This window comes from Psychrobacter sp. AOP3-A1-26 (genome assembly GCF_052378235.1).
GTDB lineage: Bacteria > Pseudomonadota > Gammaproteobacteria > Pseudomonadales > Moraxellaceae > Psychrobacter.
This window is the reverse complement of sequence record NZ_JBQSXN010000011.1, coordinates 21813-46520: the sequence shown is the minus strand read 5'-3', so window position 1 is coordinate 46520 and position 24708 is coordinate 21813. Positions and strand designations below refer to the sequence as shown.

The 24708-nt window shown below is 41.9% G+C and carries 19 protein-coding genes and 1 tRNA gene; 10 read left to right on the top strand and 10 right to left on the bottom strand.

The window, feature by feature from the left end; all coding sequences use genetic code 11:
• Positions 1–93 precede the first annotated feature (93 nt).
• Positions 94–717, top strand: a complete 624-nt coding sequence (locus ACT3TU_RS03675; protein WP_192528987.1) for a BLUF domain-containing protein — start codon at positions 94–96, stop codon at positions 715–717.
• A gap of 193 nt (positions 718–910) precedes the next feature.
• Here the strand turns inward: ACT3TU_RS03675 and ACT3TU_RS03670 are convergent.
• From ACT3TU_RS03670 to pyrC, 3 genes are all read right to left on the bottom strand, one after another.
• Positions 911–986: transfer RNA gene (locus tag ACT3TU_RS03670), tRNA-Glu, on the bottom strand.
• Between the two features lie 552 nt (positions 987–1538).
• Positions 1539–2201 (bottom strand): ribonuclease T, encoded by a 663-nt coding sequence (gene rnt / locus ACT3TU_RS03665; protein WP_444784028.1) that lies wholly within the window; start codon positions 2199–2201, stop codon positions 1539–1541.
• Positions 2202–2461: 260 nt separating this feature from the next.
• Positions 2462–3538 carry a dihydroorotase gene (gene pyrC / locus ACT3TU_RS03660; RefSeq protein WP_192528986.1) on the bottom strand — a complete coding sequence of 359 codons (1077 nt, stop codon included), beginning with the start codon at positions 3536–3538 and terminating at the stop codon, positions 2462–2464.
• Positions 3539–3865: 327 nt separating this feature from the next.
• Between pyrC and ACT3TU_RS03655 the strand changes: the two genes are divergently transcribed.
• The gene (locus ACT3TU_RS03655; protein WP_192522851.1) at positions 3866–5104 is read left to right on the top strand and encodes an argininosuccinate synthase; all 1239 of its coding nucleotides are present in this window, start codon (positions 3866–3868) and stop codon (positions 5102–5104) included.
• 192 nt (positions 5105–5296) lie between these two features.
• Here the strand turns inward: ACT3TU_RS03655 and ACT3TU_RS03650 are convergent, their stop codons facing one another.
• The gene (locus ACT3TU_RS03650) at positions 5297–6772 is read right to left on the bottom strand and encodes a hypothetical protein (protein WP_444784027.1); all 1476 of its coding nucleotides are present in this window, start codon (positions 6770–6772) and stop codon (positions 5297–5299) included.
• A gap of 230 nt (positions 6773–7002) precedes the next feature.
• Here ACT3TU_RS03650 and ACT3TU_RS03645 point away from each other — a divergent pair, with 230 nt between their 5' ends.
• Positions 7003–7545 (top strand): L,D-transpeptidase, encoded by a 543-nt coding sequence (locus ACT3TU_RS03645; protein WP_192528985.1) that lies wholly within the window; start codon positions 7003–7005, stop codon positions 7543–7545.
• 276 nt (positions 7546–7821) lie between these two features.
• Positions 7822–8442, top strand: coding sequence for a nitroreductase family protein (locus tag ACT3TU_RS03640; protein WP_192522854.1), 621 nt, complete (start codon positions 7822–7824; stop codon positions 8440–8442).
• A 116-nt stretch (positions 8443–8558) separates the two neighbouring features.
• Here the strand turns inward: ACT3TU_RS03640 and ACT3TU_RS03635 are convergent, their stop codons facing one another.
• Entirely contained in the window at positions 8559–10181 is a 1623-nt protein-coding gene (locus ACT3TU_RS03635) for a CYTH and CHAD domain-containing protein (protein ID WP_192528984.1), read from the bottom strand.
• A 204-nt stretch (positions 10182–10385) separates the two neighbouring features.
• On the opposite strand from ACT3TU_RS03635, the gene ACT3TU_RS03630 reads away from it, so the two are divergent.
• Positions 10386–11660, top strand: a complete 1275-nt coding sequence (locus ACT3TU_RS03630; protein ID WP_192528983.1) for a DUF4349 domain-containing protein — start codon at positions 10386–10388, stop codon at positions 11658–11660.
• Positions 11661–11944: 284 nt separating this feature from the next.
• On the opposite strand, the gene ACT3TU_RS03625 is transcribed toward ACT3TU_RS03630, so the two are convergent.
• The gene (locus ACT3TU_RS03625) at positions 11945–13528 is read right to left on the bottom strand and encodes an isocitrate lyase (RefSeq protein ID WP_192528982.1); all 1584 of its coding nucleotides are present in this window, start codon (positions 13526–13528) and stop codon (positions 11945–11947) included.
• 796 nt (positions 13529–14324) lie between these two features.
• Between ACT3TU_RS03625 and ACT3TU_RS03620 the strand changes: the two genes are divergently transcribed.
• Complete coding sequence (locus ACT3TU_RS03620; protein WP_192522858.1) at positions 14325–15314, top strand: LysR family transcriptional regulator; 990 nt, start codon at positions 14325–14327, stop codon at positions 15312–15314.
• Between the two features lie 636 nt (positions 15315–15950).
• A complete protein-coding gene (locus tag ACT3TU_RS03615; protein ID WP_192528981.1) occupies positions 15951–17339 on the top strand; it encodes an NAD-dependent succinate-semialdehyde dehydrogenase in 1389 nt (462 codons plus the stop codon).
• 189 nt (positions 17340–17528) lie between these two features.
• Here the strand turns inward: ACT3TU_RS03615 and purN are convergent, their stop codons facing one another.
• Together purN and purM are read right to left on the bottom strand one after the other, a co-directional pair.
• On the bottom strand, positions 17529–18248 hold the full coding sequence (purN, locus tag ACT3TU_RS03610; protein WP_192528994.1) for a phosphoribosylglycinamide formyltransferase: 720 nt from the start codon (positions 18246–18248) through the stop codon (positions 17529–17531).
• A gap of 8 nt (positions 18249–18256) precedes the next feature.
• Positions 18257–19306 (bottom strand): phosphoribosylformylglycinamidine cyclo-ligase, encoded by a 1050-nt coding sequence (purM, locus tag ACT3TU_RS03605; RefSeq protein ID WP_192522861.1) that lies wholly within the window; start codon positions 19304–19306, stop codon positions 18257–18259.
• Positions 19307–19657: 351 nt separating this feature from the next.
• On the opposite strand from purM, the gene ACT3TU_RS03600 reads away from it, so the two are divergent.
• The 3 genes from ACT3TU_RS03600 to ACT3TU_RS03590 all read left to right on the top strand — a co-directional run bounded on the left by ACT3TU_RS03600 (position 19658) and on the right by ACT3TU_RS03590 (position 22629).
• A complete protein-coding gene (locus ACT3TU_RS03600) occupies positions 19658–20764 on the top strand; it encodes an AI-2E family transporter (RefSeq protein WP_192522862.1) in 1107 nt (368 codons plus the stop codon).
• 291 nt (positions 20765–21055) lie between these two features.
• Positions 21056–21868: a DnaA regulatory inactivator Hda gene (gene hda / locus ACT3TU_RS03595; protein WP_192522863.1), complete on the top strand. Its 813-nt coding sequence runs from the start codon at positions 21056–21058 to the stop codon at positions 21866–21868.
• A 56-nt stretch (positions 21869–21924) separates the two neighbouring features.
• Positions 21925–22629 carry a DUF2057 family protein gene (locus ACT3TU_RS03590; protein ID WP_192528980.1) on the top strand — a complete coding sequence of 235 codons (705 nt, stop codon included), beginning with the start codon at positions 21925–21927 and terminating at the stop codon, positions 22627–22629.
• 237 nt (positions 22630–22866) lie between these two features.
• Here ACT3TU_RS03590 and ACT3TU_RS03585 read toward each other — a convergent pair whose 3' ends face one another.
• Positions 22867–23352 carry a Dps family protein gene (locus ACT3TU_RS03585; protein ID WP_192528979.1) on the bottom strand — a complete coding sequence of 162 codons (486 nt, stop codon included), beginning with the start codon at positions 23350–23352 and terminating at the stop codon, positions 22867–22869.
• Between the two features lie 381 nt (positions 23353–23733).
• Entirely contained in the window at positions 23734–24393 is a 660-nt protein-coding gene (locus ACT3TU_RS03580; protein WP_192522866.1) for a YcxB family protein, read from the bottom strand.
• Between the last annotated feature and the right edge of the window lie 315 nt (positions 24394–24708).

Genomic DNA, 24708 nt, shown 5'->3' with positions numbered 1-24708 from the left:
CGATATGTTGTTTTTAAACGTCTTGTTTCTATGTTTTTCTAAAATGAGTATGGTTGTCTTAGCAATATTTACCTAATAATAGGGAGAAGCTGATTGTCCATAATTAATGATTCGACGAATCCAGTAACGACGGGTCTTTGCCAGCTTGTATATATAAGTCGGATTACTTCGGCGGGCCTTGCAAGCCCTAGTACGCTCAATGATATCTCAGAGGTTGCTATCGAGCATAACCAAGCGGATAACATTACTGGTATTCTGTGCTATGGCAATGGTTATTTTTTACAATGTGTAGAGGGCTCAGAGCAGGCTCTAACCAATCTAAAAAATCGCTTATTATTAGATGATCGACATAAAGAATTAGACATTCTAGATTTTTCGGAAATTACCGCACGTCGTTTTACAAGTTGGTCACTGCGTTCTATTGCGCTGGAACGTTGGATGATTAAAGAGCCTGGTCTGAAAAAACTCATGCCATTTAAACCTTACAACTGGGCTTCTAATGACTGGCGACAATTTTTGGATATTATCCAAGAGTATTATGAAGAACAAGCAAGAACAGGCAGTATTGACACGCCACCTATCAAATATAATACCTTGGGTTTGACGTTAGGAAAAGTAGTGGGGCAGCACCAAGCTTTTTTCTTAATTCAGACTGTACTAGGTGGGTTAATTGTCCTAGCCTTAATTTGGCTGATGCTTGCAGATAAAATTTGGTAGAAGCTCTATTGAAATAAAGACCAGTCGAAAAAGGCCAGCATTCATTGCTGGCCTTTTTTGTTAGCTGTTAAAGGGATAGTTATAGACATAAAAAAGCCCCATCACAATATATTGTGATGGGGCTTTTGGTGGTGCACTTATTAGTCTTATCGAGTGCTTTGCAGCAATCTTGCTAATAAGAGACGCCAAATAGTGGCGTCCCCAGGGGGGTTCGAACCCCCGTTACCGCCGTGAAAGGGCGGTGTCCTAGGCCTCTAGACGATGGGGACTAGTAACAACACTTCAACTGCTTTCACCATTTATGTCGAAGTGGTGCGTATTCTAATAGCGTCTGCGTTTTCTGTCAAGCCTTTTTCTTCGTCTTTTTACAATTAAGTATCTTTTTTTGAGTGCGCGTCGCGGATGCAGGTCTTTACGCTTTAGATGATGTCGAATCCATAAGGTAGTACAGCCGCTAATAGTTAACGCTAACAACATATAACCGATGATGGCTCCCCATAACTTAAGCTGTGGATCCATAATAAAGTCCCTCCTATTAAGCTTGATAATGATTACTATCAAGTCAGTGTGAGCAACTTAGACCATCTATGGGATATAACCGTATCGTTTGAGCGTCGAATGTTATAAGCACTTTATTGGCTTATTTTATGCAAAAATATGACATAGAAAACTATGTGAAATAGTGAAGCTAAGGTCTATTTTTTTATCATGATATCAATCATATCCCTATTGACTGTAAATCAAGATGTTAAAGTCATCAAGCATTACAAATAGCACTATTGTTCACGCTTATCAATATAGGATATGTGATAAAGAGATTATTACTTATCGTTGGTAGCAGATTCAGGCTCTGCAGTTTCCGGCTCGCTATGCATCGCATTAGCCAACATAGGGTAATTATTTAAGATATGACAAAATAGCTCAGCGGTCTTCTGGGTGTCATATAGCGCTGAGTGAGCATTATTGCCATCGAAATCCAGCCCTGCAGCCTTACAGGCACGTGCAAGCACCGTTTGACCAAAAGCAAGTGCCGATAAAGTCACGGTATCAAAAACTGAAAAATTATGAAAAGGGTTGTGGTTTTTGCTGTTGCTACGTAGCACTGCGGCATTTAAAAATGCTAGATCAAAGTGGGCGTTGTGTCCGATTAAGACGCATTGACGGCAGTCTTCAGCGCGGCGTACTTCTTTTAAACCTTTAAAGATACGGCGTAGTGCGGTTTTTTCATCTTCGGCAATGGCTTTACGCATTGGGTTGTTAGGATCAATACCGGTAAAGGCGAGGGCGCTTGGTTCAAGGTTGGCGCCTTCAAAAGGCTCGATATGAGCATTTAATGCTTCACCTGGATAAAACATGCCATGCTCATCAAGTAACACAGGAATACAAGCGATTTCTAATAAAGCATCGGTTTGGGCGTTAAAGCCTGCAGTTTCGACGTCAACGACGACAGGCAAAAACTTACGAAAACGGTCCTTTAACTTCATTGGGGTTTGTTCGTCTGTTCCGGCGTCTGTAATATTGTTTGGAGCACTATCGAGGGTGTTATCTACATTATTAGCTAGAGTATCTTTAGGCAAGGCGGCATCGTTTTGAGTGGTCATATCAGGTTAAATCGCTTTTATCAGTCGTGCTAGGATATTAAATTTGAAAAGAAGCAGCCTATGATAACCGTCATACCTAATACCGCTTGGCATAAAGATGTAAAATTATCATAGGGTAAATATAGAAAGCTCTATTCTGGCAGTTAGTGTGACGCTTTAATTGACCAAGGTAATGTCTCACCAGCCATCAATGGGGTCAGGGTGCTACCATCAAAGTAAGGGTAAGATGCTGGCACTTGCATCGGGTTGTTGATGAGAGTCACTGTGTTGTCATTCACAGGTAGGCCATAGAATTGGGCACCAAATCGGCTGGTGAAGCCTTCTAATTTGTCGATTTTACCCACACTATCAAAAGCAGTGGCATATAGCGGCAGGGCAGTGGCGGAACTATAACAGCCTGCACAGCCACAAGCGGCTTCTTTTTTATCGGTTGCATGAGGCGCAGAGTCTGTCCCTAAAAAGAATTTTGGATTGCCGCTGGTGGCGACATCCAGTAATACTTTTTGATGGCTTTCACGCTTTAAAATAGGTAAGCAATAAAAATGCGGCTTTATACCACCGAGTAGCAGGTGATTGCGGTTAAACATCAAATGCTGCGGGGTAATAGTGGCGGCAATGTGATTGCCTTGCGACAATACAAAGTCTGCGGCATCACTGGTGGTGATATGCTCGACGACAATCTTTAGCGTCGGGAATTTGATGATAATCTGTGCCAACACTTCATCCAAAAAACGCTTTTCGCGGTCAAAAATATCTACATGATCTTGAGTGACTTCGCCATGTATCAGTAGTGGCAAGCTGTACTTTTCTAATGCTTCAAAGACATCGACGCAAGCATTGATATCGGTGACACCATCAGCAGAGTTAGTGGTAGCTCCTGCAGGGTACAGCTTAACCGCTTGTACGATACCTGACTTTGCCGCCATTTCGATATCTTGCGCAGTGGTGTTATCCGTGAGGTATAAGGTCATACGCGGGTCAAATGCTGATTTGCGCTCAGCAGTCAAATCACTGGACTGTAGATGTTCCATGATACGGGCACGGTAGGCGTGGGCATCATCGACATTTTTGACAGGTGGCACCAAGTTTGGCATACAGATGACACGGTTAAAGCTCTGGGCGGCATGGGGCACGGTGGTTGCTAACGCTTTATCGTCACGCAAATGAATATGCCAATCATCTGGCTGAAGGATGGTCAACTCTCTAATCGAAACAGTCATAATATCGTCGCGCTCTATATGGTCATATATGGGGATAAGGGGAAAGGGTGTTGTGTCGTTATCATAACAGATTTGCCTACTTGACTAAATATGCGGCTAACTATCTATACATAATTCACTGATTGTTTTTGAATAAAAGGTAGATAAGAAGTATCTGAACGTGAATAATTCAAAACTAGCAGCTACCAATATAAAGCAAAAGCTCATGCCTGAGGGCAGTTGCACTTTTGCCTATGATAAATATGATGTACACTGAGTAGGTAATTTATCTTTTGATTTAATCTTAGCGCTTTTACCAACATCAAATTCTCATAATAGGAGTTATTCATGGCTCAACTTGATCCAAAAAATATTAATAAAATCGTACTGGCATATTCAGGTGGCCTTGATACCTCAATTATCGCTAGATGGCTTAAAGAGACTTATGATGCAGAAGTGATTACCTTTACTGCTGATATCGGTCAGGGCGAGGAAGTTGAGCCAGCACGTGCTAAAGCAGAAGCGATGGGTATCAAAAATATCTATATCGAAGACTTACGCGAAGAGTTTGCCCGAGACTATGTATTCCCAATGTTCCGTGCCAATGCCATCTATGAAGGTGAGTATTTGCTCGGTACGTCTATCGCCCGTCCTCTAATTGCCAAGCGTTTGGTTGAGATTGCCAAAGAACACAACGCTGATGCGATTAGCCATGGTGCAACGGGTAAAGGTAATGACCAAGTACGCTTTGAGCTTGGTGCGGTTGCGTTATCTCCTGATGTGGTTACGATTGCGCCTTGGCGTGAGTGGGACTTATCTAGCCGCGAGAGCTTGATGCAATATGCTGAAGAGCACGACATTGCCATTGATTATGCGGGTAATAAGAAAAAGTCTCCTTATTCTATGGATGCCAACTTACTGCATATCTCTTATGAAGGCGGCATCCTAGAAGATCCGTATGCTGAAGCAGAAGAAGATATGTGGCGCTGGTCAGTTAGCCCAGAAGAAGCACCAGATAAAGCCCAATACTTAGAATTAGAGTATGAAAAAGGGGATATCGTTGCTATCGATGGCGAGAAGCTCAAGCCTTATGAAATTATGATTAAGCTTAATAAAATCGGTGGCGATCATGGTATCGGTCGTTTGGATATCGTCGAAAACCGTTACGTCGGTATGAAGTCACGCGGTTGCTACGAGACACCAGCCGGTACGATTATGCTAAAAGCGCATCGTGGTATCGAATCATTGACGCTAGATCGTGAAGCGGCACATCTAAAAGATGAGCTAATGCCGCGCTACGCTAAGATTATCTATAACGGCTATTGGTTCAGCCCTGAGCGCCTTATGCTACAGGAGTTAATCGACAAATCACAAGAATACGTCAACGGTACGGTTCGTGTGAAGCTGTATAAAGGTAGCGTAAGTGTGGTCGGACGCAAGTCAGATGACTCATTATTTGATGAAAAAATCGCCACCTTTGAAGACGATGCGGGTGCTTATGATCAAAAAGATGCAGAAGGTTTCATCCGTTTAAATGGTTTACGTTTGGCGATTGAAGCCAGCCGTGGTCGCGATTTATCAAAGTAATACCAAACCCAAAAAATAAGATTAGCTGTGTCAAACTCGTTTAGTGTAAAAGTGCGTAGTACTTTCACTTATTTTCCTTGGCACTCTAATTCTTGTGAATGGTATAAATTGTTTGGTTTTAAAATGATTCGTTAATGATCAATAAAAAGAGGCGCTATATAATAGCGCCTCTTTTTTTATGGCTGATTTTGTCTACTCGGTGGTTACTGTCTCTGCATCATCAGGTTCATCCTCGTCCATCATGACAATCGCCACATCTTGTTGCTGGCGTTCCTTGCGGCGATCTTGTTCTAATACTTCTTCGGTGGCAAGGATGACGCCATCAGATTTTTGCGCCTGATATTTTAGGGTCGCTAGGCCCCCAAGCACACCGATAACGACAATAATAATTAAGATAACGGGGTTTTTCCACAGTGGCGCTGACTTCTCATACTCAATCGGCTTTTCGCTGACTGTTGTTGGGGTAGTGTCGCTATTACCACCGACCAGTCCCAAGCTTACCAAAGGAGGTTTTGGCGGGGTGGTAGGTTCAGAGGTGACGCGTAAACGATTTCGACTGAGGTAGATGTCAGATATTTTTGCCAGCTGCAATAACCAGCGTTGATGTGGTAAGGCGATAGCGTGCATGTCTGTGAACACCAACATGTCATTGTGGCGGCCCTGTTGCAAGTTATCTGGTGAGCGACCAATGGCTTTTAAGTAATTGCCTGTGGCCAGTTGCATATCTTGTACGGGCTCATGTTTTTCAGGTTTGAATGTCGTCAGCTCGTACCAGTAAGGGTCAAAAGGCGGTGGATTGTCTGATAGCGGCTCAGGATTTGATATATGAGGCTTGGTGCTATTTTCTGGCTTTTCTGCTAACGGATTCTCTGCTAACGGATTCTCTGCTAACGGATTCTCTGCTGGCGCATTTTCTGCTGGCGCATTTTCTGCTGGCGCATTTTCTGCTGGCGCATTTTCTGCTGGCGCATTTTCTGCTGACGCATTTTCTGCTGACGCATTTTCTGCTGACGCATTTTCTGCTGACGCATTTTCTGCTGACGCATTCTCTGCTGACGCATTTTCTGATGATGTATCGACTGCTACAATAGAATTTTTATCATCGTTAGTCTTTTCTAGTTCGACAGAGGCTGCTTTTGGCTCATGTGCTGCAAAGCGAGCTGGGGTTAAAAACTGTGGCTGTAAGGCAAACCATTTGTTAATCTCATCATTATCCAGTTGACTATATTCTGTCAGGATAGCCAGCTCACGTAGAGCAATCACGCATAAAGACGTGAGTAAAATTTGGACTTGTTGCGACGTTGCGTCAATTTGTGCAGCAATATGCTCGCTCGCTTTAACCACCCGCGCATTGTCATTGAATATAGCGTCCGCAGTATCATGACGATGATAGAATGTGGCATTGAGCGTCGCAAAATTCATCGAGTTATACTGTCGTAGCTCCTTAACTGCACTACGTCCAAACAGTTTTTTGCTCACTACCTGTCCTTGATGGCGCTGCTGATAACTAAGAAGGGCACTAACGATGGCCTGTAAACTGGCATCCATGGCCAAACGCGCTTGTGGTATTGAAAGTTTTGCAGCATCTGCCAATAGTGACACCATAGGTTTGGTATCTTGATATAGAAAATCATACATCGACACACGTGTCGGTGAAATAGTCGTCATAATCTGCTAGCATCAAAAAGTGTGCCCCTATATTACGGTGCCTAATGTCTTGATACAATCCTTTAATAATAGAAAATCTCACTAATTTTACTCATGACACTGTCAATCATGGCATAAATGAGTGAGTCGATTCAGTTTAAAACGAGACAGTTAAGAAAAGCTCATAGCAATAGCACATAGCTATAAACTTCTCTTTTTTATTTAGACCTGACTATAGTAGGAATATGTCCATGACAAATGATAAAAAGTGTACTAAGCAATTGGTGGTCAATATTGCTCAGCAAACCTTGACGGTATATCAGCAAAATAAAGAAATTACTCAATACAAGGTATCGACCGCTAAAAATGGTATTGGTAGTCAGCAAGACAGTGGCTGTACACCTCTTGGTCAGCATGTTATTGCAGAAAAAATAGGCGGTAACGCAGCTATAAATGCGGTATTTATAGGAAGAGTGCTAACAGGCGAGTTATATGATGCTGAGCTTGGTAGATTGTACCCTGAGCGCGACTGGATATTGAGCCGTATTTTATGGTTGAGTGGACTTGAAGCAGGGGTGAATAAAGGCCGTAATAGCCAAGGTGGCTGCGATACTCATCAGCGTTATATCTATATTCATGGGACGCCAGACACCGAACCGATGGGTGTGCCTCTTTCGCATGGCTGTGTGCGTATGCGCAATAAAGACATCGTTGACTTGTTTGAGGAGGTTGATGAAGGCACGCCTGTATCTGTTATAAGTGGTGTTAATGGTATCACTGATACTATCGAATAGTAGCCAGCTGTGAAAAAGGAGGTGTCTAAAGGTTGATTGCTATTTTTGATATTATCAAAACTAAATTTACAAGACATACTTACAAGGTTATTTATAAAATAAAATTAACGATAACCAATGATCATTCAGTTCATTGCTATAATGGTCATTGAGATTAAGCGTCACCAAAAGACAGTTATAACTCTCAAAGCTATCAACCAAAGTTATCAACAAGATTATAAAAAATCTATAACGCTTTTTTTAAATATATTCATAATAATGATGGGGATAATAATAATGACTGAAGCCAGTCTAGTAAGCCTACAACAAGCTTTTGATGAACGCCGTACTATCTATGCCTTAGGTAATGATTTACCAGTAGACCCACGGGCGATTGTTAATATTGCTGAGCGTGTATTGCTACATACGCCGTCTGCTTTTAACTCGCAGTCTTCGCGGTTGATCGTGTTATTTGGTGAGCAGCATAAGCAGGTGTGGGATATTGCCGAAGATAAACTACGCATTGAGGTTGGCGATGGGGACTTTTCGGGTTCTAAGAAGAAAATGGACAGCTTTCGCGCGGCGGCAGGCACGGTGCTATTTTATGAAGATAAGGAAGTCACCAAGTCGTTGCAAGATAAGTTTGCGCTATATGCTGAAAAATTCCCTCTGTGGGCGCATCAGACCTCAGCGATGCACCAGTATGCCATGTGGACAGAATTGCGTACTTTAAACGTTGGTGCTAGCCTTCAGCACTACAACCCACTGATTGATGATGATGCCGCAGCGGCATTTTCGGTCCCTGAAAACTGGGAGTTAATCGCGCAGATGCCATTTGGTAATATCGTTGAACCTGCTGGTGAGAAAACGTATCAGCCACTTAATGAGCGTATGCAAGTATTTGGTTTAGAGGATTAATAGCAAAAAGACAGTCCTAAAAAAGACAGTCCTAAAAAAGACAGCCCTAATAAAGTGAGCTGTCTTTTTTAAGCTTTTATTAGAGGCTGTTTAACGGCTCCTATTTAGGCAGGTATTTATTTATCAAAAAACGAACTGTCCTGCACTTTAGCCAAGTATTTTTTGGTGCGCTTATCCTCTTTTTTTCGCATGGCAGCGAACCAACCAGCCCCATATAGCGCATTGCTATCTACTGCTGATTTCAGCTGATAACATTGCTGATACTGCATATGATCACGATATTGTCCTAGTGTTTTATCTGCTTTTTTCAAATCTTTTAGCCAGCGCTCACCCTTCTTTTTTGCCTCTTTTTTATTCAACAACGGTGTGACAAACTCACTGATATAGCGTAAGTCTTTGAGTTGACGACGCAATTTGTGCTGTGCTTGGTTTTTAGCATTAGCGATTGAATCGCTAGTATTTAAATCAATGCGTTCCGAGTCAATATTTTTTGAATCAGTGCTATCGAGTTCAGCGCTAGTCATCTCATCATATTCTCTATCAGCTTTTAAGAATTTATTATATTGCTTGGCCAGTATTTTTGAGAGTTTATCGCTGGCAAGTGTGTCAGCTTGAGGTTCAAGCTTTGGGTCGCTCATGGTAAAGGCAATCAGCTCTAATAGGGTTAGCTGAAAGTCATTGGCACTAACTGCATCGATAGGCTTAACTTTTAAAGTTTCTATGTCTGCTGTCCAATCGACGTTTGGTGCCCCATTTTTCCGTAATTTCGGCTCAATATGATTGATTAGATAGGTAAGCTCACGGTAGTCACCAAGTAAGTTGGCGGTTTGCTTCAGTATAGGCTGCCAATCAGGATTGAGCTCATCAGAGAAGCTTGCAAATGCTTTTATTGCAGCGCGTAAGCGGTTAATACCGATACGCAATTGCAAGGTGTGCTCATTGTCTGTGCTACCAGCGACGATGGCACTACTGTTCGGTAGGATTTGTAATAGACAGTTATGTACGGCGGCGCGGGCAAAGGCTGGCATGCTAGTTTTTTTATTGATATTTAGCTGGCTAAAGTCGGCGTTCATCGCTAGGCTATAGCGTTGTGCATTGATTAATAAACCGCCACGTTCGGCTTTGGTCACGGTGGATAAGCATAGTTTATAGCGCTTACACCAAGTTTTGGCTGTTGCAAATAAGAAATCTAAATCTCCTGATAACAGTTCAAACTCAATCTCTTGAATGGCATCTCGCTGGGTGTCATCGTTGCCATGGATGATGTCGCCATAATCGTATGCCATCTCGATACGGTTATCTGTTTTTTCATTATCATCATCTACCAGTACTCGCGTGATGCGCTCGACATCAGTAACATAGAGACGGGTGAGTTTTTTGGCCAGTTTTTTTAGCTTAAAACCCTCGAGAGCAGGGGCAACCGAGGTGTCTTTATAAATCGTCAAATCAGGCTTCAACTCGTTATGGTCGAGCATGGCTTGCACCAGCTCACTGTCCAATATGGCATTGTGCTCTAAACGTGCCGCAATCCCATCGCCACCCGCTTTGATGGTCTGTACCCAAGTATCTCCTTCTTTACGGATACGCAGGCCAATACTAGCCTGTGCAAGCTGCTGATCTGGTGTGTCGTAATAATGGGCTGCCAGTTGTGTTACTTGTGAAGATTTGACTTTTGCTTGACGCATGAGACCTTGTAACCGTGATTCTGGCACCAAAAACTTCAGCTCTATCTCTTGCATGATGGTTCCTTATTATTTTTATAAAAATAAATGTTTAGATATCTACCATCGTATGAGAGCGAACCATTAATGACAAGCGAAAGTTTTTTATGAATAAGTTGAGCTGATATTAGAGATGTACTTTCAATGAGGAATCATTATAATCAAAGCTAATTATTAAACAAAAGTAGGTCAAGGAATAATGGTTTTATAATGAAAATAAAAATGTTTTTATCTAATACCTCTACCATATCTCATAAAACTCCGGATTATAAAATAATGACGCAAGGCAATCAAAACAAGTCTGACACTCCTAAGACTTATTCAAGATTAACCACTAAAAGTGTATTATCAAAAGCTTATTCACAAGATTTGTTTCTACCCGCTGCTTTTTTGCCAGTAATGCTAGGATCTGTATTACTGATAAGTGGCTGTGATAAGGCTCCTGAATATGCAGAGAGTCGTGCTGATATGACAGAAGTGGTCACTGAAGAAGTTGCAGCAGCGACAGAAAGTGAAATGGTCGGCATGGTGTCCGATGTGGCAACTGATGATTTACAGGTGCAAAACCTATCGAACGGTAGCGAGCAAACGCTAGGCAGTCAGACAGCAGATATTCAAATCGCTGGTAAAAAGCTCTTGATAACTGCCAGTGCCAACTTCAAAGTCAAAGATGTGGTCAAGAGTAGCAATGCCATTGAGAGCTTGACGCGGCAACAAGGTGGCTATGTCGCGCTCAGCCATATTAATAATTATCCGGATGATAGACGCACCTTTGTGCAAGGTGATAAAAACATTACCATCACCACTTATACTCGCCAAGCGGACATGACGGTTCGCATACCTCGTGTCAATGTCAATAAGTTCTTAGACCAAGTACAGCAGCAAGTGGCATTTTTAAATGAGCAGCAGTTTAGTGCGCAAGACGTGACTCTCGATATTTACCGTGAACAGCTGGCCAGTCAGCTGAGTAGTGATATGGCAAGCGAGCTTAGCGCGGAGCGTTTAAACAGTAAGAATGACAAAGAGCAGACCAGCAATGTCGATGCTATCAGCGCCACGTATGCTGCGCGTCGTCAGCAAGAGCTGGCTAAGCTTGAGCAGCTAGCCATCGCTGATAAAGTTAAATACAGCAGTATTAGCCTCACTTTTAAGCAGCCAGATGTTAGCTATAAAGAAATCACAAAAAATCTAGACGTGCTGCTAGCGGCTGAGCGTCCAAGTTTTGGCGCTCAGGTGAGCGAGGCATTTCGAGAAGGCTGGGGGATACTGAGATCGTTTACACTTGGCCTGATACAACTGTGGTGGCTGCTCGTGCTTGGTGGGGTTTTTTATCTGATTTATAGGCTGATAAAAATGCTTTATCGTAAACGACTTAAAAATGAGCCGCGTCTAAAAAACATGAAGGGTGAGCGGATGGACAAAAAGCAAACACATCAATATTCAACAGATATAGAGAACAGTCGGGCAGAGATTAGTAATACCAAACCCAAAAAGTAAGATTAGCTGTGTCAAACTCGTTTAGTCTACAAGGCGTAGTACTTTCACTCATTTTCCTTGTCACTCTAATTTTTGTGAATGGTATAAGACTACTAATAACACCGACAGCGCCAATATTGACAGCACTGATAATAAACGCACTGATAATAAACGCCCTGATTAGAATTAATAAACTGGTCTTATTAGTGCCAAAATACAAGCCCATAAAAAAGCCGCCCTACATGATGTAGAGCGGCTTTTTTTATAGCTTATTCTTATAAAATGTACTTATAAGTGGTCGGTTATTAGAACTGGTTCATTGTGTTCTTGCCGCCGCCCGCTTTCAGTGCGTTGTCACCAGAGAAGATTTCTTTGTGATCATCGCCAAGGTCAGAACCAGCCATTGCTTGGTGCTTAACACAGTCGATGCCTTCACGGATTTCTTTACGTTGGACACCAGCTGCATAAGCAAGCATACCGTCTTCACCAAAGTAGCCTTTAGCAAGCTCATGCACGCTAAGCGCTGTAGTGTGGTAAGTCGGTAGGGTGATTAAGTGATGGAATACACCTGCTTCACGTGATGCGTCTTTTTGGAAGTTCTTAGCTGCTTCATCAGCTGCTGTATCAAGCTCAGTACCGTCGTAATCAGCACTCATCAAGTCATCTTTATTGTATTTAGAGATGTCTTTACCTGCTTCTTCCCACTCAGCGATAATTTGCTTACGGAAGTTTAGCGTCCAGTTAAATGATGGGCTGTTGTTATAAACAAGCTTGGCTTTTGGCTGTTGCTCTTTAATGCGATCAACCATCATTTTGATGTGTTCAACGTTTGGCGTAGGTGTTTCGATCCATAATAGATCTGCACCGTTTTCTAGCGCGGTTACACAGTCAAGTACCACACGGTCGACGTTGGTGTCTTCACGGAAGCTGTACAAGCCGTTTGGCATACGAACTGGACGTACCAGTTTGCCGTCATGCTTGAGTAGGCTATCGTTTTCGTTAGCATCTTCTAGAGAGACTTCTTCCATTTCGATGAAATCGATATATTTAGAAGCAAGATCGCCAGGCTCATTTGATACTGGAATTTTTTGCGTTAGTGATGCGCCTTCAGAGTCAGTACGGGCAACGATAACGCCGTCTTCAACACCTAGCTCTAAGAATGCATAACGCAGTGCGTTGATTTTTGCGATGTAGTCTTCATGTGGTACTGTAACTTTACCAGCTTGGTGACCACACTGTTTAGCATCAGATACTTGGTTTTCGATTTGTAGGGCACAAGCACCCGCTTCGATGATCTGTTTGGCCAATAGATACGTCGCTTCTTCGTTACCAAAACCAGCATCGATATCAGCAATGATTGGCACAACATGTGAATCAAAGTTTTCGATTTTTTCTAGAATAGCTTTCGTATCTTGACCCGCTTCTTCAGCTGCATTTAGCTCACGGAAGTAGTCGTTTAATACTTTAGCATCCGCTTGACGTAAGAAGGTGTAGATCTCTTCAACCAAACTCGCAACTGAGGTTTTTTCGTGCATAGATTGGTCAGGTAAAGGACCGAACTCAGAACGTAGCGCTGCTACCATCCAACCAGATAGGTAGATGTAAGTTTTAGAGGTAGTGCCAAAGTATTTTTTCTTAGCATACATGGTTTGCTGAGCGATAAAGCCATGCCAGGCACCTAAAGACTGGGTGTACTGAGAGGTATCGTTATCATAATCTTCCATGTCTTGACGCATGATTTTTGCAGTATACTTAGCGATATCTAAACCTGTTTTAAAACGGTTTTGTAACATCATACGTGCCGCATCGGTTTCACTGATATTTTCCCAGTTACCGTGTTTTTGCTTTAGTTCACGTACTAAATCGATCGCTGATTTATAAGTTGACATCTAAACTTCTCCATTGGTGATGAATAAATTAGTAAATTAAAGTAATTTAAATAATTTCCGTATATATAAAGATGCTGGCAGAGGTGAAAATTTGAGATAAAAGCCTCTTGCGTGAGCAATCCTTACTAAACTATAAGAAAATCGTCATAAAAGCAATAAAAACCTGTCGATTTGGTCAGCTTTTATCATTTGATCTGTCGTTTTGGGGGTAATTGGTTCTTTTTTAGGATTTGTTGGCCTATTAAAGCGCTTATTACCCTAAACAATGCTAGTGATTAATTCAAGCTCAAAGAGAAATAAGAGCCCTAAGTTAAATTTGCGCAAAGTTCAGTAATAGGGTTTATATTTCTATTTCAGCATAAAAATGCGATAAAATAGATACAATGCCAAGCCAGTCAAACTGATGATAATAGTCTTATATTAAGCAACGACTGACGAGCGCTTGCCAGTCACTATAGCTAGGTTACCTTAATTTATCTAATTTATGATAGTTATCTTTGGTATTTCTATTAATTATAGTATAGTAACAGCAAGGGTTTGAGGTGGGTTGTAGAGGTTATAAACAAAGGTTAATTAATATTTAATCCTTATTAAATGTAACAAATCCATTTATATGATTTAATCAATAACTATTGTATGGAAACGTTCTAAAAGCTAAAAACTGACTGTAAAGTAAGGTCCGTTGGTCAGCCTAGTGTTTTTGCTTTATTCGGTCGCGTACTTAAGAGTCGCCTGAAATTATAAATTTGCCTGAAATTAGAAAGTATTCTAAAAAGAGGCTTAAAGAGATGTTGATATGAATTTGCAACGTGTAGATCTAAACCTACTAGTACATTTAGATGTGTTATTAAGAGAGAAAAACGTAACACGTGCAGCTGAGCAGCTTGGAATCACTCAGCCTGCTATGAGCAATATTTTGCGCCGTTTGCGTAAGTTGTTTAATGATCCGTTGTTGGTGCGTTCATCTGAGGGTATGACGCCGACTGAACGTGCTTTAGAGTTGCAGCCACGAATCCGCGAAATATTGGCGGATTTGACCCAAGTATTAGAGCCGCGCACTGAATTTCGTCCTTATAGCACTTCGCGCGTTTTTCGTATCATGACCTCAGATTATGCTGAAGCGACCTTAGTACCAAAGCTGGTAAAAGCGCTAAGATCAGAGGCGCCGAACGTTATTTTAGATTTCTTGACGCCATCTGACGTTTCCTATCGCGATATGGAACAGGGGCGAGTAGATTTGGCGATTAATCGTTTTAATGAAATCCCGCAAAGCTTCCATCAGGTGTTGGTATGGCGCGATACGTTTAGTTGTTTATTGTCTTCTGAAAGCCCTTATGCCAATCGTTTTAATCTAAAAAACTATCTAAAAGCGCAACACGTTTGGGTCTCTAAAACAGGTATGGGCGTGGGATTTGGGGTCAATCCAGAAAAATCTGGCGGCTTAGGTTCTATCGATCAAGCCCTGCAGCGCTTAGGTCAAAAGCGTCAAATTAGTGTTTTTACCCGTCATTATCAAATGCCTGCGATGCTCGCTGCTAATAAAGATTTGGTTGCAACATTGCCGACCCGTGTGGCAAAAATGCAAGCCAATAACGACAGCATTATTATGGAAGAGCCACCTTTCTTTATCCCTGAGTTTGAGTTGACGATGGCGTGGTCGCCTTTATTGCAGCATCATCCAGCCCATCGTTGGTTGCGTCAACTTATCATGCATGTGGCCCGTCAAATCGTCGATGAAGAAGAGAATCCACCGCAAGAGATTCCGATTATTAATCACTTGTTTTAACTGTTTTAATGTATATTTTATTTAATACCCACTAAACCAGCCGCTGCGCTGGTTTTTTATTTGTTTGATTTTGAAATGAATTTCATCTTTATGCCAAACCTAGAAAGTACGATTAGCGACTTCAAACTCGTTTATAGTCAGTGAAACGTAAAATCGATACATCACGTACTGCAGGTACCGTTTTTTCTTGCTTGCTGTGCCTACGCAGACAGAGGCTACAAAAAAACCATACCCGCAGTATCGTAGTGTTTTTGAAGTATTTTTTAACTATAGTCTACAAGGCGTAGTACTTACACTCGTTTTCCCTACTATTCTAATTTTTGTGAATGGTTTATTTATAAGGGTGTCACATTCTTAACATCTTAAGCACACTTCTTTATAACTTGTAAAAACTATCGGCTGGGCATTTTGTTATGATAATTGAACGTTAAGAAAAAAAACAACTGAAATAAGCATTGTTAAGTTATACGTCACTATTATCATTTTCAATACTTTTAAATTATTCGTATAAATCTCAATATAGCTGTCCATTAATAATTAGCTGTCCATTAATAATCAGCGGCTCTCTAGATAGCTATTACCTTAACAGCAATTTTCATTCAATAAATCAATAATAAATAAACAAGGATAATTATCATGGCAGATATTACCACTGTAAACCCAGCGACGGGTAAAGACATTAAAGACTATCGCTATATGAGCAATGATGAAGTCAATAAAATCATTGATGCGTCTCACAAGGCATTTTCAGAATGGCGTTTAGTAAGCCCTGAAGAGCGTGCTAAAGTGATTACTTCTATTGGCGACACACTGATAAAGTATAAAGATGAATTGGCAAAACTGATGACCGAAGAGCGTGGTAAAACGTTAGCGGCCAGCTTAGGTGAAGTTGATTTATGTAAAGGTATTTGCGATTTCACTGCCAGTGAAGGCGCTGCTGCTCTGGCGAGTGATGAACGCGATATCGAGGGTATTAAGCAAGGTCTTATCAGTTACGATCCTATCGGTATTATCTATGGTATCCAACCATGGAACTTCCCCGCTTACCAGGTATTTCGCTATACCATTGCCAATTTAATGGCAGGTAACAGTATTTTGCTTAAGCACGCCTCTAACGTGACAGGTTCAGGCTTATTGATTGAAAAAATCATGCATGAGTCTGACCTACCAAATGATTTGTTCCGCGCATTAATTATCAGTCATGACCAATCTGAAAAAGTGATTGAACATGAAAAAGTACGCGGCGTCACACTAACCGGTAGTGATGTGGCGGGTCGCGTTGTAGCTCAACAGGCGGCTAAAGCGTTGAAAAAGACCGTCATGGAACTTGGTTCTAACGATGCGTTTATCGTATTAGAAGACGCCGACTTAGACTTGGCAGCGGCAACCTGTGCCCATGCACGCTTATACAATAATGGTGAAACTTGTATCGCCGCCAAACGGTTTGTCGTCGTCGATAGTGTTTATGACAAATTCCGCGATCTCGTTATTGAAAAATTCAATAACTACAAAGTAGGCGACCCAATGGACGACTCTACTGACGTCGGTCCCATGTCAAGTATCAAGCAGCGTGATGATTTGAATAAACAAGTTCAAGAAAGTGTGGATAAAGGCGCAACGATTACTTTAGGCGGGGAGGTTTCTGATAAGCCTGGTGCTTTTTATCCACCGACTATTTTGGAGAATATCACTCCAGAACAGCCTGCTTATAAAGACGAGCTATTCGGTCCAGTTGCCTCGCTTATTCGCGCCAAAGACCAAGATGATGCGTTCAGAATTGCCAACGACAGTCGTTATGGGCTAGGTGGTGCTATCTTCTCAAAAGATGAAGAGAAAGCCATTAAACTGGCTCAGCAGCACTTCGATACCGGTATGGTTTATATCAATGGCTATGATTTGGTCAATCCAGGTTTACCGTTTGGCGGTGTTAAAGACTCAGGTTACGGCCGTGAACATGGTGGCTTCGGTATAAAAGAGTTTGTAAATATCAAAGCAGTACATGTGGTTGGCAAAAAACCTGCTTAGTTTTAAATTATTTTAACAGCTTAATTTTAAATATCCCGTTACTCAGTAGCGGGATATTTTTTTTGCTATGAATCATCAGTGCTATAAATTATCAATCACGTTATTTGAGCGCATAAAAAAGCAGAACCAGTTATGGTTCTGCTTTTTTATCAAACGGAAAGTTATGGGTGAAATAGTTATGTTTAAAACTTAATTATTTAGCCATAGCTTTAAAGGTAAGGCTGGTAAATGGCTGGATTTATTATTAATGCCATCGTTCAAACTGATAACACCTTTAGCAATCAGTAATATCGTCCAAGGTAGCAGTTGGTGTTCGAGCTTTTGTACGCGTGATTGTAAGCCATCCACTGTATCTTTAACGCCAACCGTTAATACAGCTTGGGTTAAAACTGCGCCAGCATCGAGCTCAGCGGTGACCACATGAATACTACAACCATGATGACGCTCGCCCGCTTGTATGGCACGCTGGTGCGTATTAAGCCCTTTATAAGCAGGTAGCAGCGACGGATGCAGATTGATCATCGGTGCTGGTGCATTATTGATAAATGATCCGCTCAATACCCGCATAAATCCGGCCAAGGCAATCAAGTCAGGTTGCCATGATTTTAACTGCTCATTAGCGTGGCTCTCAAAAGTTTTAATCCCCATACGTTTGCCGCTATCGGTATGTGAGAGCAGGGCAACAGGGATATTTGCTTGCTCAGCGCGTTTAATCGCATAGGCATCTTCACGGTTACTAATGATACCGACAATCTCAATCGGTAGCGCGCCTGCTTGCATCGCATCGATCAATACTTGCAGGTTACTACCACTACCAGATACCAAGACAGCAATGCGCAATGGCTTACGGGCTTGGCTGATAGGTTCAACTGAGACAGTATCAACGGATATTGGTAATACATCTGACATTTCTGACATTAACGGTACACCACGGCGTCCGCTTCGCGGCTGACCATTTCACCCATTTGCCACGCATTTTCGCCTGCATCATTTAAGATTTTTATAGCCGTTTCGGCTTTATCTTTAGGAACCACGATGACAAAACCAACGCCGCAGTTAAAGGTACGGTACATCTCGCTTTGCTCAATATTACCTTGGGTTTGTAACCACGTAAATAGCTCTGAGAACTGCCAGCTATTGGCATCGATACTCGCCGCTAGATTATCTGGTAATACACGCGGTAAGTTATCCGTTAAGCCGCCACCAGTGATATGTGACATCGCATGTAGAGCTGAGCTACCGAGGGCGTCTTGTAGTGCTTTGATGGCTTTAACATAGATACGTGTCGGTGCCATTAGGGCATCTTGAATAGGTTGACCGTCTAATTGCTCATTGCTGGTAGTGACATCAATGCCGCTGACTTCAATGACTTTACGAACCAATGAATAACCGTTAGAATGCGCACCACTGGAAGCTAGGGCAATCAATACATCGCCTTCTGCGACATTTTCACCAGTGATTACCTCGCTCTCTTCAACGACGCCTACGCAGAACCCAGCCAAGTCATAATCGTCATCTTGATACATACCGGGCATCTCAGCCGTTTCGCCACCGATCAGTGCGCAATTTGATAGCTTACAGCCTTCGCCAATACCAGTAACGACCGTGGCCGCCACATCAACATCAAGCTTGCCTGTTGCATAGTAATCTAAGAAAAATAAAGGTTCTGCACCGCAGACCAATAAATCGTTGACGCACATGGCAACCAAATCGATACCGATGGTGTCATGGCGATTCAGTTGCAAGGCCAGTTTAAGCTTGGTGCCTACGCCGTCAGTACCCGAAACTAATAAGGGTGAGGTGTAACCAGTCGGAATACGACAAAGCGCCCCAAAACCGCCAAGTCCACCCACAACTTCAGAGCGTGAAGTGGCTTTTGCCACGGATTTGATACGTTGAACCAACGCATCGCCAGCATCAATATCAACGCCTGCATCTTTGTAGCTTAAAGAAGGCTTATTACTCATGGTCATCTCACAAATTTTATAGGAATGAAGGTCAGTCAGTAGAAAAGCGAATCGGTCGTGTGAATTTCGTAGATTGTGCGCGCATTATACCCAAAAATGCCCCACACTCGCAAAGCAACTTGCTGTTATTTGCTCGATAATTGGCTGATATTTAATGTAGGCTGATGATAAAGGGTCAATAAAAAATTAAGAAACAAAAAATGACGGCTTTTTTATTTTACTCTGCAATAATAGAACGCTAAATTTATTGTCAATAACTGTTCGCTGTTATAAGCTTACTGCTTAACGCATGTTACAACATGGACTAAGCGCACCACTATTTTAAATCAGCCTAACCAAGGATTACTTGTCATGATGAAACAACCAATAGATCCTTTTTTTCGGCGTTTATTTATTGTCGTTACTATCATTGTGGCGGTGTTCTTGTTGTATTTAATGATGCCGGTCATTGTGCCGTTTGTCTTTGCTTTTGTGCTGGCGTATTTATTTAATCCACTGGTAAAGCGTCTGTCTAAATATATCAAACGCTGGATGGCGATTATTATCGTCTACTCGACGATTACTTTGGGGATGGTGCTGCTACTTTGGTGGCTAGTACCGACGCTGTGGCATCAGCTGCAAGCTGCATGGGATTATTTGCCCAAGGTTTTAAATTGGTATAATCAAGTCGTGCGAGAATGGTTCACCAACAACAGTCGCATTCGTCTACCTGAACTAAAAGCCAAAGGGTTTTCTGAGAGCTTAGTCGACTATATGCAGGCGAATTATAAGTTTGCCGATGCCAGCACGATGATGAGTCAAATACTTGTCTCGAGTATGAATTTCATCAACAATGCTGGACTCATTGTATTGGTTCCTATTTTGACCTTTTATTTCTTGTTTAACTGGGATCAACGCCTACAAACATGGAAGGTAGCGATACCAGAGCCTTATTGTGAAAAAGTAGTGGCCATCGCTCAAGAATGCGATCGTGCATTGATGGCATTTATTAAAGGTCAGCTATTAGTGATGGTATTATTGGGTGCCATTTATGCCGTGCAGCTCCAGCTTATCGGACTTGAGCTTGGGCTTATCATTGGCATGGTGGCTGGTATTGCCAGCTTCGTCCCATATTTGGGCTTCGGTATCGGCTTTATTGCGGCGATTACTGCTTGCCTATTCCAATTTGGCTTAGACTGGACACATTTATCATTGATTGTTGGCGCGTTTTTGGTTGGTCAAGCCGCAGAAGGCTATATCCTACAACCTTTACTATTAGGTGATAAGATTGGACTGTCGCCGTTATGGGTCATCTTTGCGGTGTTGGCAGGGGCAAGTTTGCTAGGTTTCGTCGGTATGCTTATTGCGCTGCCTGTGTCTGCTGTCATCAACGTTTTATTCCGTCACCTGTATGCTTATTACCAATCCACGGATTTTTATAAAGGCCGGAAACAGTTTGCTTTATTTGATAAACAATAATGAGGTTATATTACCCAAGGATAGAAATGTATTAGGTGGGAAGGCTGTTTTACGGTGCAAGGCACTGTTGATAAATGATAATTGATTGGGCTTAATGGGTAAAAGACTTGTCAGTCATTTTGCAAATATGTTATATATAGGCGCAGTAATAACGGTATTTGCCGTTACTAGGTTGGCTTTGATAAAAGCGAGTTTTGCCAAAGCCGGTTTAAAAATATTAGTCGTTTATCCTTTTTTATGGCACTTTTTATTACCCTACTTATTACCCCATGCAAAACGAGTTGATGATTCATGGCAGAAGCACAGCTAAGTCTCAATCTGGATATTAAGCACGATGCAAGTCTCAGTGACTTTGCCGGTCCAGGTTGGATGTCTATTATTGATGCAGTGCGGCAGCTACATGTCGGCCTGATTGGTCAGCTGTACCTATTTGGCAGTCCTGCTACAGGCAAGTCGCACTTATTATCCGCTATTTGTGAGTCGTTTATCGAGATGGACAAGTCGGCGATTTGTTTGTCACTGAATGAGCTGATTCATACCGATGTCAATGTGCTTTCTTCTTTAGAGAATTTCTCATTGATTGCTATTGATGACTTAGAAGTGATCGAGCAAAACAGCCAATGGCAAGAAGCATTATTTCATCTGATCAATCGCAGCCGTGAAGGCCAGCGCCAGCTATTATTTGCTGCCAATAAGCCTGCATCCGAACTGCCGTTTCAGTTGAGAGACTTGCTGACACGTTTGGCACAAGCGCCTTCGTTTAAAGTGCCTACAGGTCACGATTTGGCAGATCGTCAAGCCTTATTGCAGTCCATATTACGCAGACGTGGTTGGCAGTTTGATGAACGTATTATCAGTTATTTACTCACTGAAGGGCCGCATCGTATCGGTGCGATGATGGAAGTGCTCAATTACATTCAACCGATGTTTTCAAACCTTGGCCGTAGTAATATATCTAAAGCAGTGATAAGCGATGCTTTGCGTACGATTGATGAGCAGACACTCGCCGCAGAGCTGGCTGATATTGCCCAAGAGACGCAAGTAGACAACGATGCTGCTGATCAAGATCAGCATACCCATCATACAATGCCGCTTGATTTTTAGCATTAAGCACACGAATATCTCTATCCGAAACGTTTTTACTATTAATGGAACCACTTATGAAATTGAATGCTTCTTTGCTAAAAAAATTGTCTATCAGCGCTTTGCTCATTGGTGCGGGCGCCGTTTCTACGTTGTCACAAGCAGCGGTGACTTTATTGGTTGATGACCATATCAAAGTCACCGCAATCAATGGTCAAGAGCTTACGCAAAGCCTCTTTCAGCCTTTAACCAAAAGTTTCACATTACAGCCTGGCAAACATGTGATTACCGCTAAGTATGATCGTCTATATAAATTGCGCCGCGATGATCACGACTATTTGCGCTCAGGGAATATCAGCGTCGCCGCTGAAATGGTAGACAATCAAACCTATCGCTTAACCATGCCAAACCAACCAGAAGAGTACGCAGCAGCCAAAGAATATGCTGAGCGTCCAACACTCGCGGTACAACAGAACAATACCGTTATTGCCAGCCAAGAAAGTGTTGGGGGTAGCGATGGCGGTTTATTCTCAGGGCTAGGCAAAGCACTAGGTGGGGCATTTGGTGGCGGTGATGCTGAGCTACAAAACCAGCGTGCTATTGCGGCACTAGATAAGCCAGAAGCAAGCACTCAAAGTAACGTTGATACCGGTACAGTCACTGCGGTTAAGCAAACGACAAGCGTTGCTTCATCTACCAATACCTTAGATCAATTTATGCAACTTTGGCTACAAGCAACACCTGCTGAGCGTGAGAAAATGCGTCAGTGGATTCAAAAATAAATAGGCATTAGTAACGTATTAGCAAAATAAAAAAGCACCTAATTTAGGTGCTTTTTTATTACTCAAAATTTATTTTTTCTATAGTCAGTGAGAAGTAATATCGCTACATCACGTACTGCAGGTACCGTTTTTTCTTGCTTGCTGTGCCTACGCAGACAGAGGCTGCAAAAAAACTATACCCGCAGTATCGTAGCGTTTTTAAAGTATTTAACTATATATTGTTTTAAACAGAAATTGTTAGCCTAAAAAAGCGTTGTACATCCAAACCAGCTTTTCTTGCTCTTGCACGTAAGCATCAACGAGATCCGCTGAACCTTGGTCATCGGCATCGCTTGCTAGTGCCGACACTTGGCGCTGTTCTTGGATAAGTACCTGTAGGCCAGTTACCACACCTTTGACGCAAGTGGTGCCATCTTTAACGTTTTTATCTTCTTCAATGCTTGTATGCTGAGCAAAGTCGCTATAGGCGTGTAGTGGTGTGCCGCCTAAGGTTAAAATACGTTCAGCGATTTCATCAATTTGTATTTGTAGGGCAGTATATAGCTCTTCAAACTGTGGATGCAAAGTAAAGAAGTGCTCGCCTTTAACGTTCCAATGATAGCCACGAACGTTGATATAAAACATATGGTAGCTTGATAACAGGCTATTTAACTTCTCAATTACTTCGCTCATGTCTGCTTTTTCTAGACCGATTTGGTTGGTCACATTGTTAGTATTACTCATAATATTATCCTTATAGTGTGAGTGTTCATTGACTCTATCATATATAGTCAATCCACGATAAAAGAGTACAGTGTCAACCTCGATTGAAGTATGACATATACCTCTGCACTCGGCTGCCTTGACCCTCTTTTAAATTGAATCAACAATACTAAAAAAGGTTGAATCTAAATATGCTTTGTTCTTATTTCAGTAGATGAATCTCATATTTAGAGCTTAATATTTTTTAGTATTCAATATTTTGTCTGTTGATGCTTATTATAATAGCAAAGTAGCAGTGATAAGTTAAATTCAATAAATGTAATTTTATGATTGATTTATTGAAACTACTAATTCATCGATGCTACTCATTTATTGATACTATCCATATCTACGTTATAAGGTTTATGCGGGAGGTTGTAAGTTTTCAGGGTTCAGACCTTTTACCGCAATGACTTCTTCTAGATGTTGGCGTACCGTATCGATAGGGAATTTTTGCGCTTTTAAGCGTTTAGGGATGATTTGACTGCCTTGTTGACCCTTCATTTCAAACATCATAAAAATATAATCGTCCGTCTCATCCCAACTTTTGACCGCGCTCCAAGGAATCACTGCTTGCTGGGTTTGACCCGCGCGCATTTGCATCCCGCGCATCTGATTGCTATTAAACATATCTGGCTGATTGACCGGCATGGCCATGACCAAACCATGCTTTTGCACCCCAAGCTTCATTTGACGCATCTCATCGGGCATTTCTTGTTCAGCGACTTGTTTTTCAAACTCTCTTTTGACATACCATTTAAAGCCAAGGGTACGAACCAGTAGATAAACCACCACTGCTACCAGCATCAACCAAAAAATAATGGTCGAGTAGCCGGTGACAAAGACCAGCCCTGCAATTGCCAGTATCACAACCACCGCCATAATAATCCATTCTTTGGTCTTGAAGCTGGATAGACCAAATGATGGGCTGGCACTGGCAAACAGTTCATACTGTGCTTGGTGAAATTCAGCCTCGGTCAGGTTTAAGGCGACAGGTTGTAGGGTGTAGGGGTACAGGGCCATAAAGGTTTCTCAAATACTTGTATTAAAAGCGTTAGGTTTAATCGTTAAAGCAAAGCAGCAAAGCTGTACTCGGCTAGAAGTGAAATAAAGGTATGCGCTTATCTTACCGAAAAGCGCTCTTAAATGAAACATATAAGCCACTCTGTTCTCTGATAGAGTTCATATTATTACGATTAAGGGAGATAGAAAAGCATTACAAGTACTCGTGACACACCAGAGCAGATCGTTAAGCTAAAAATAGCGTGTCACCAATCATGGATATTATGGCGCAGTGAGTGATGTCTTCATCAAAAAATGAGCGAAAATTAATTAAAA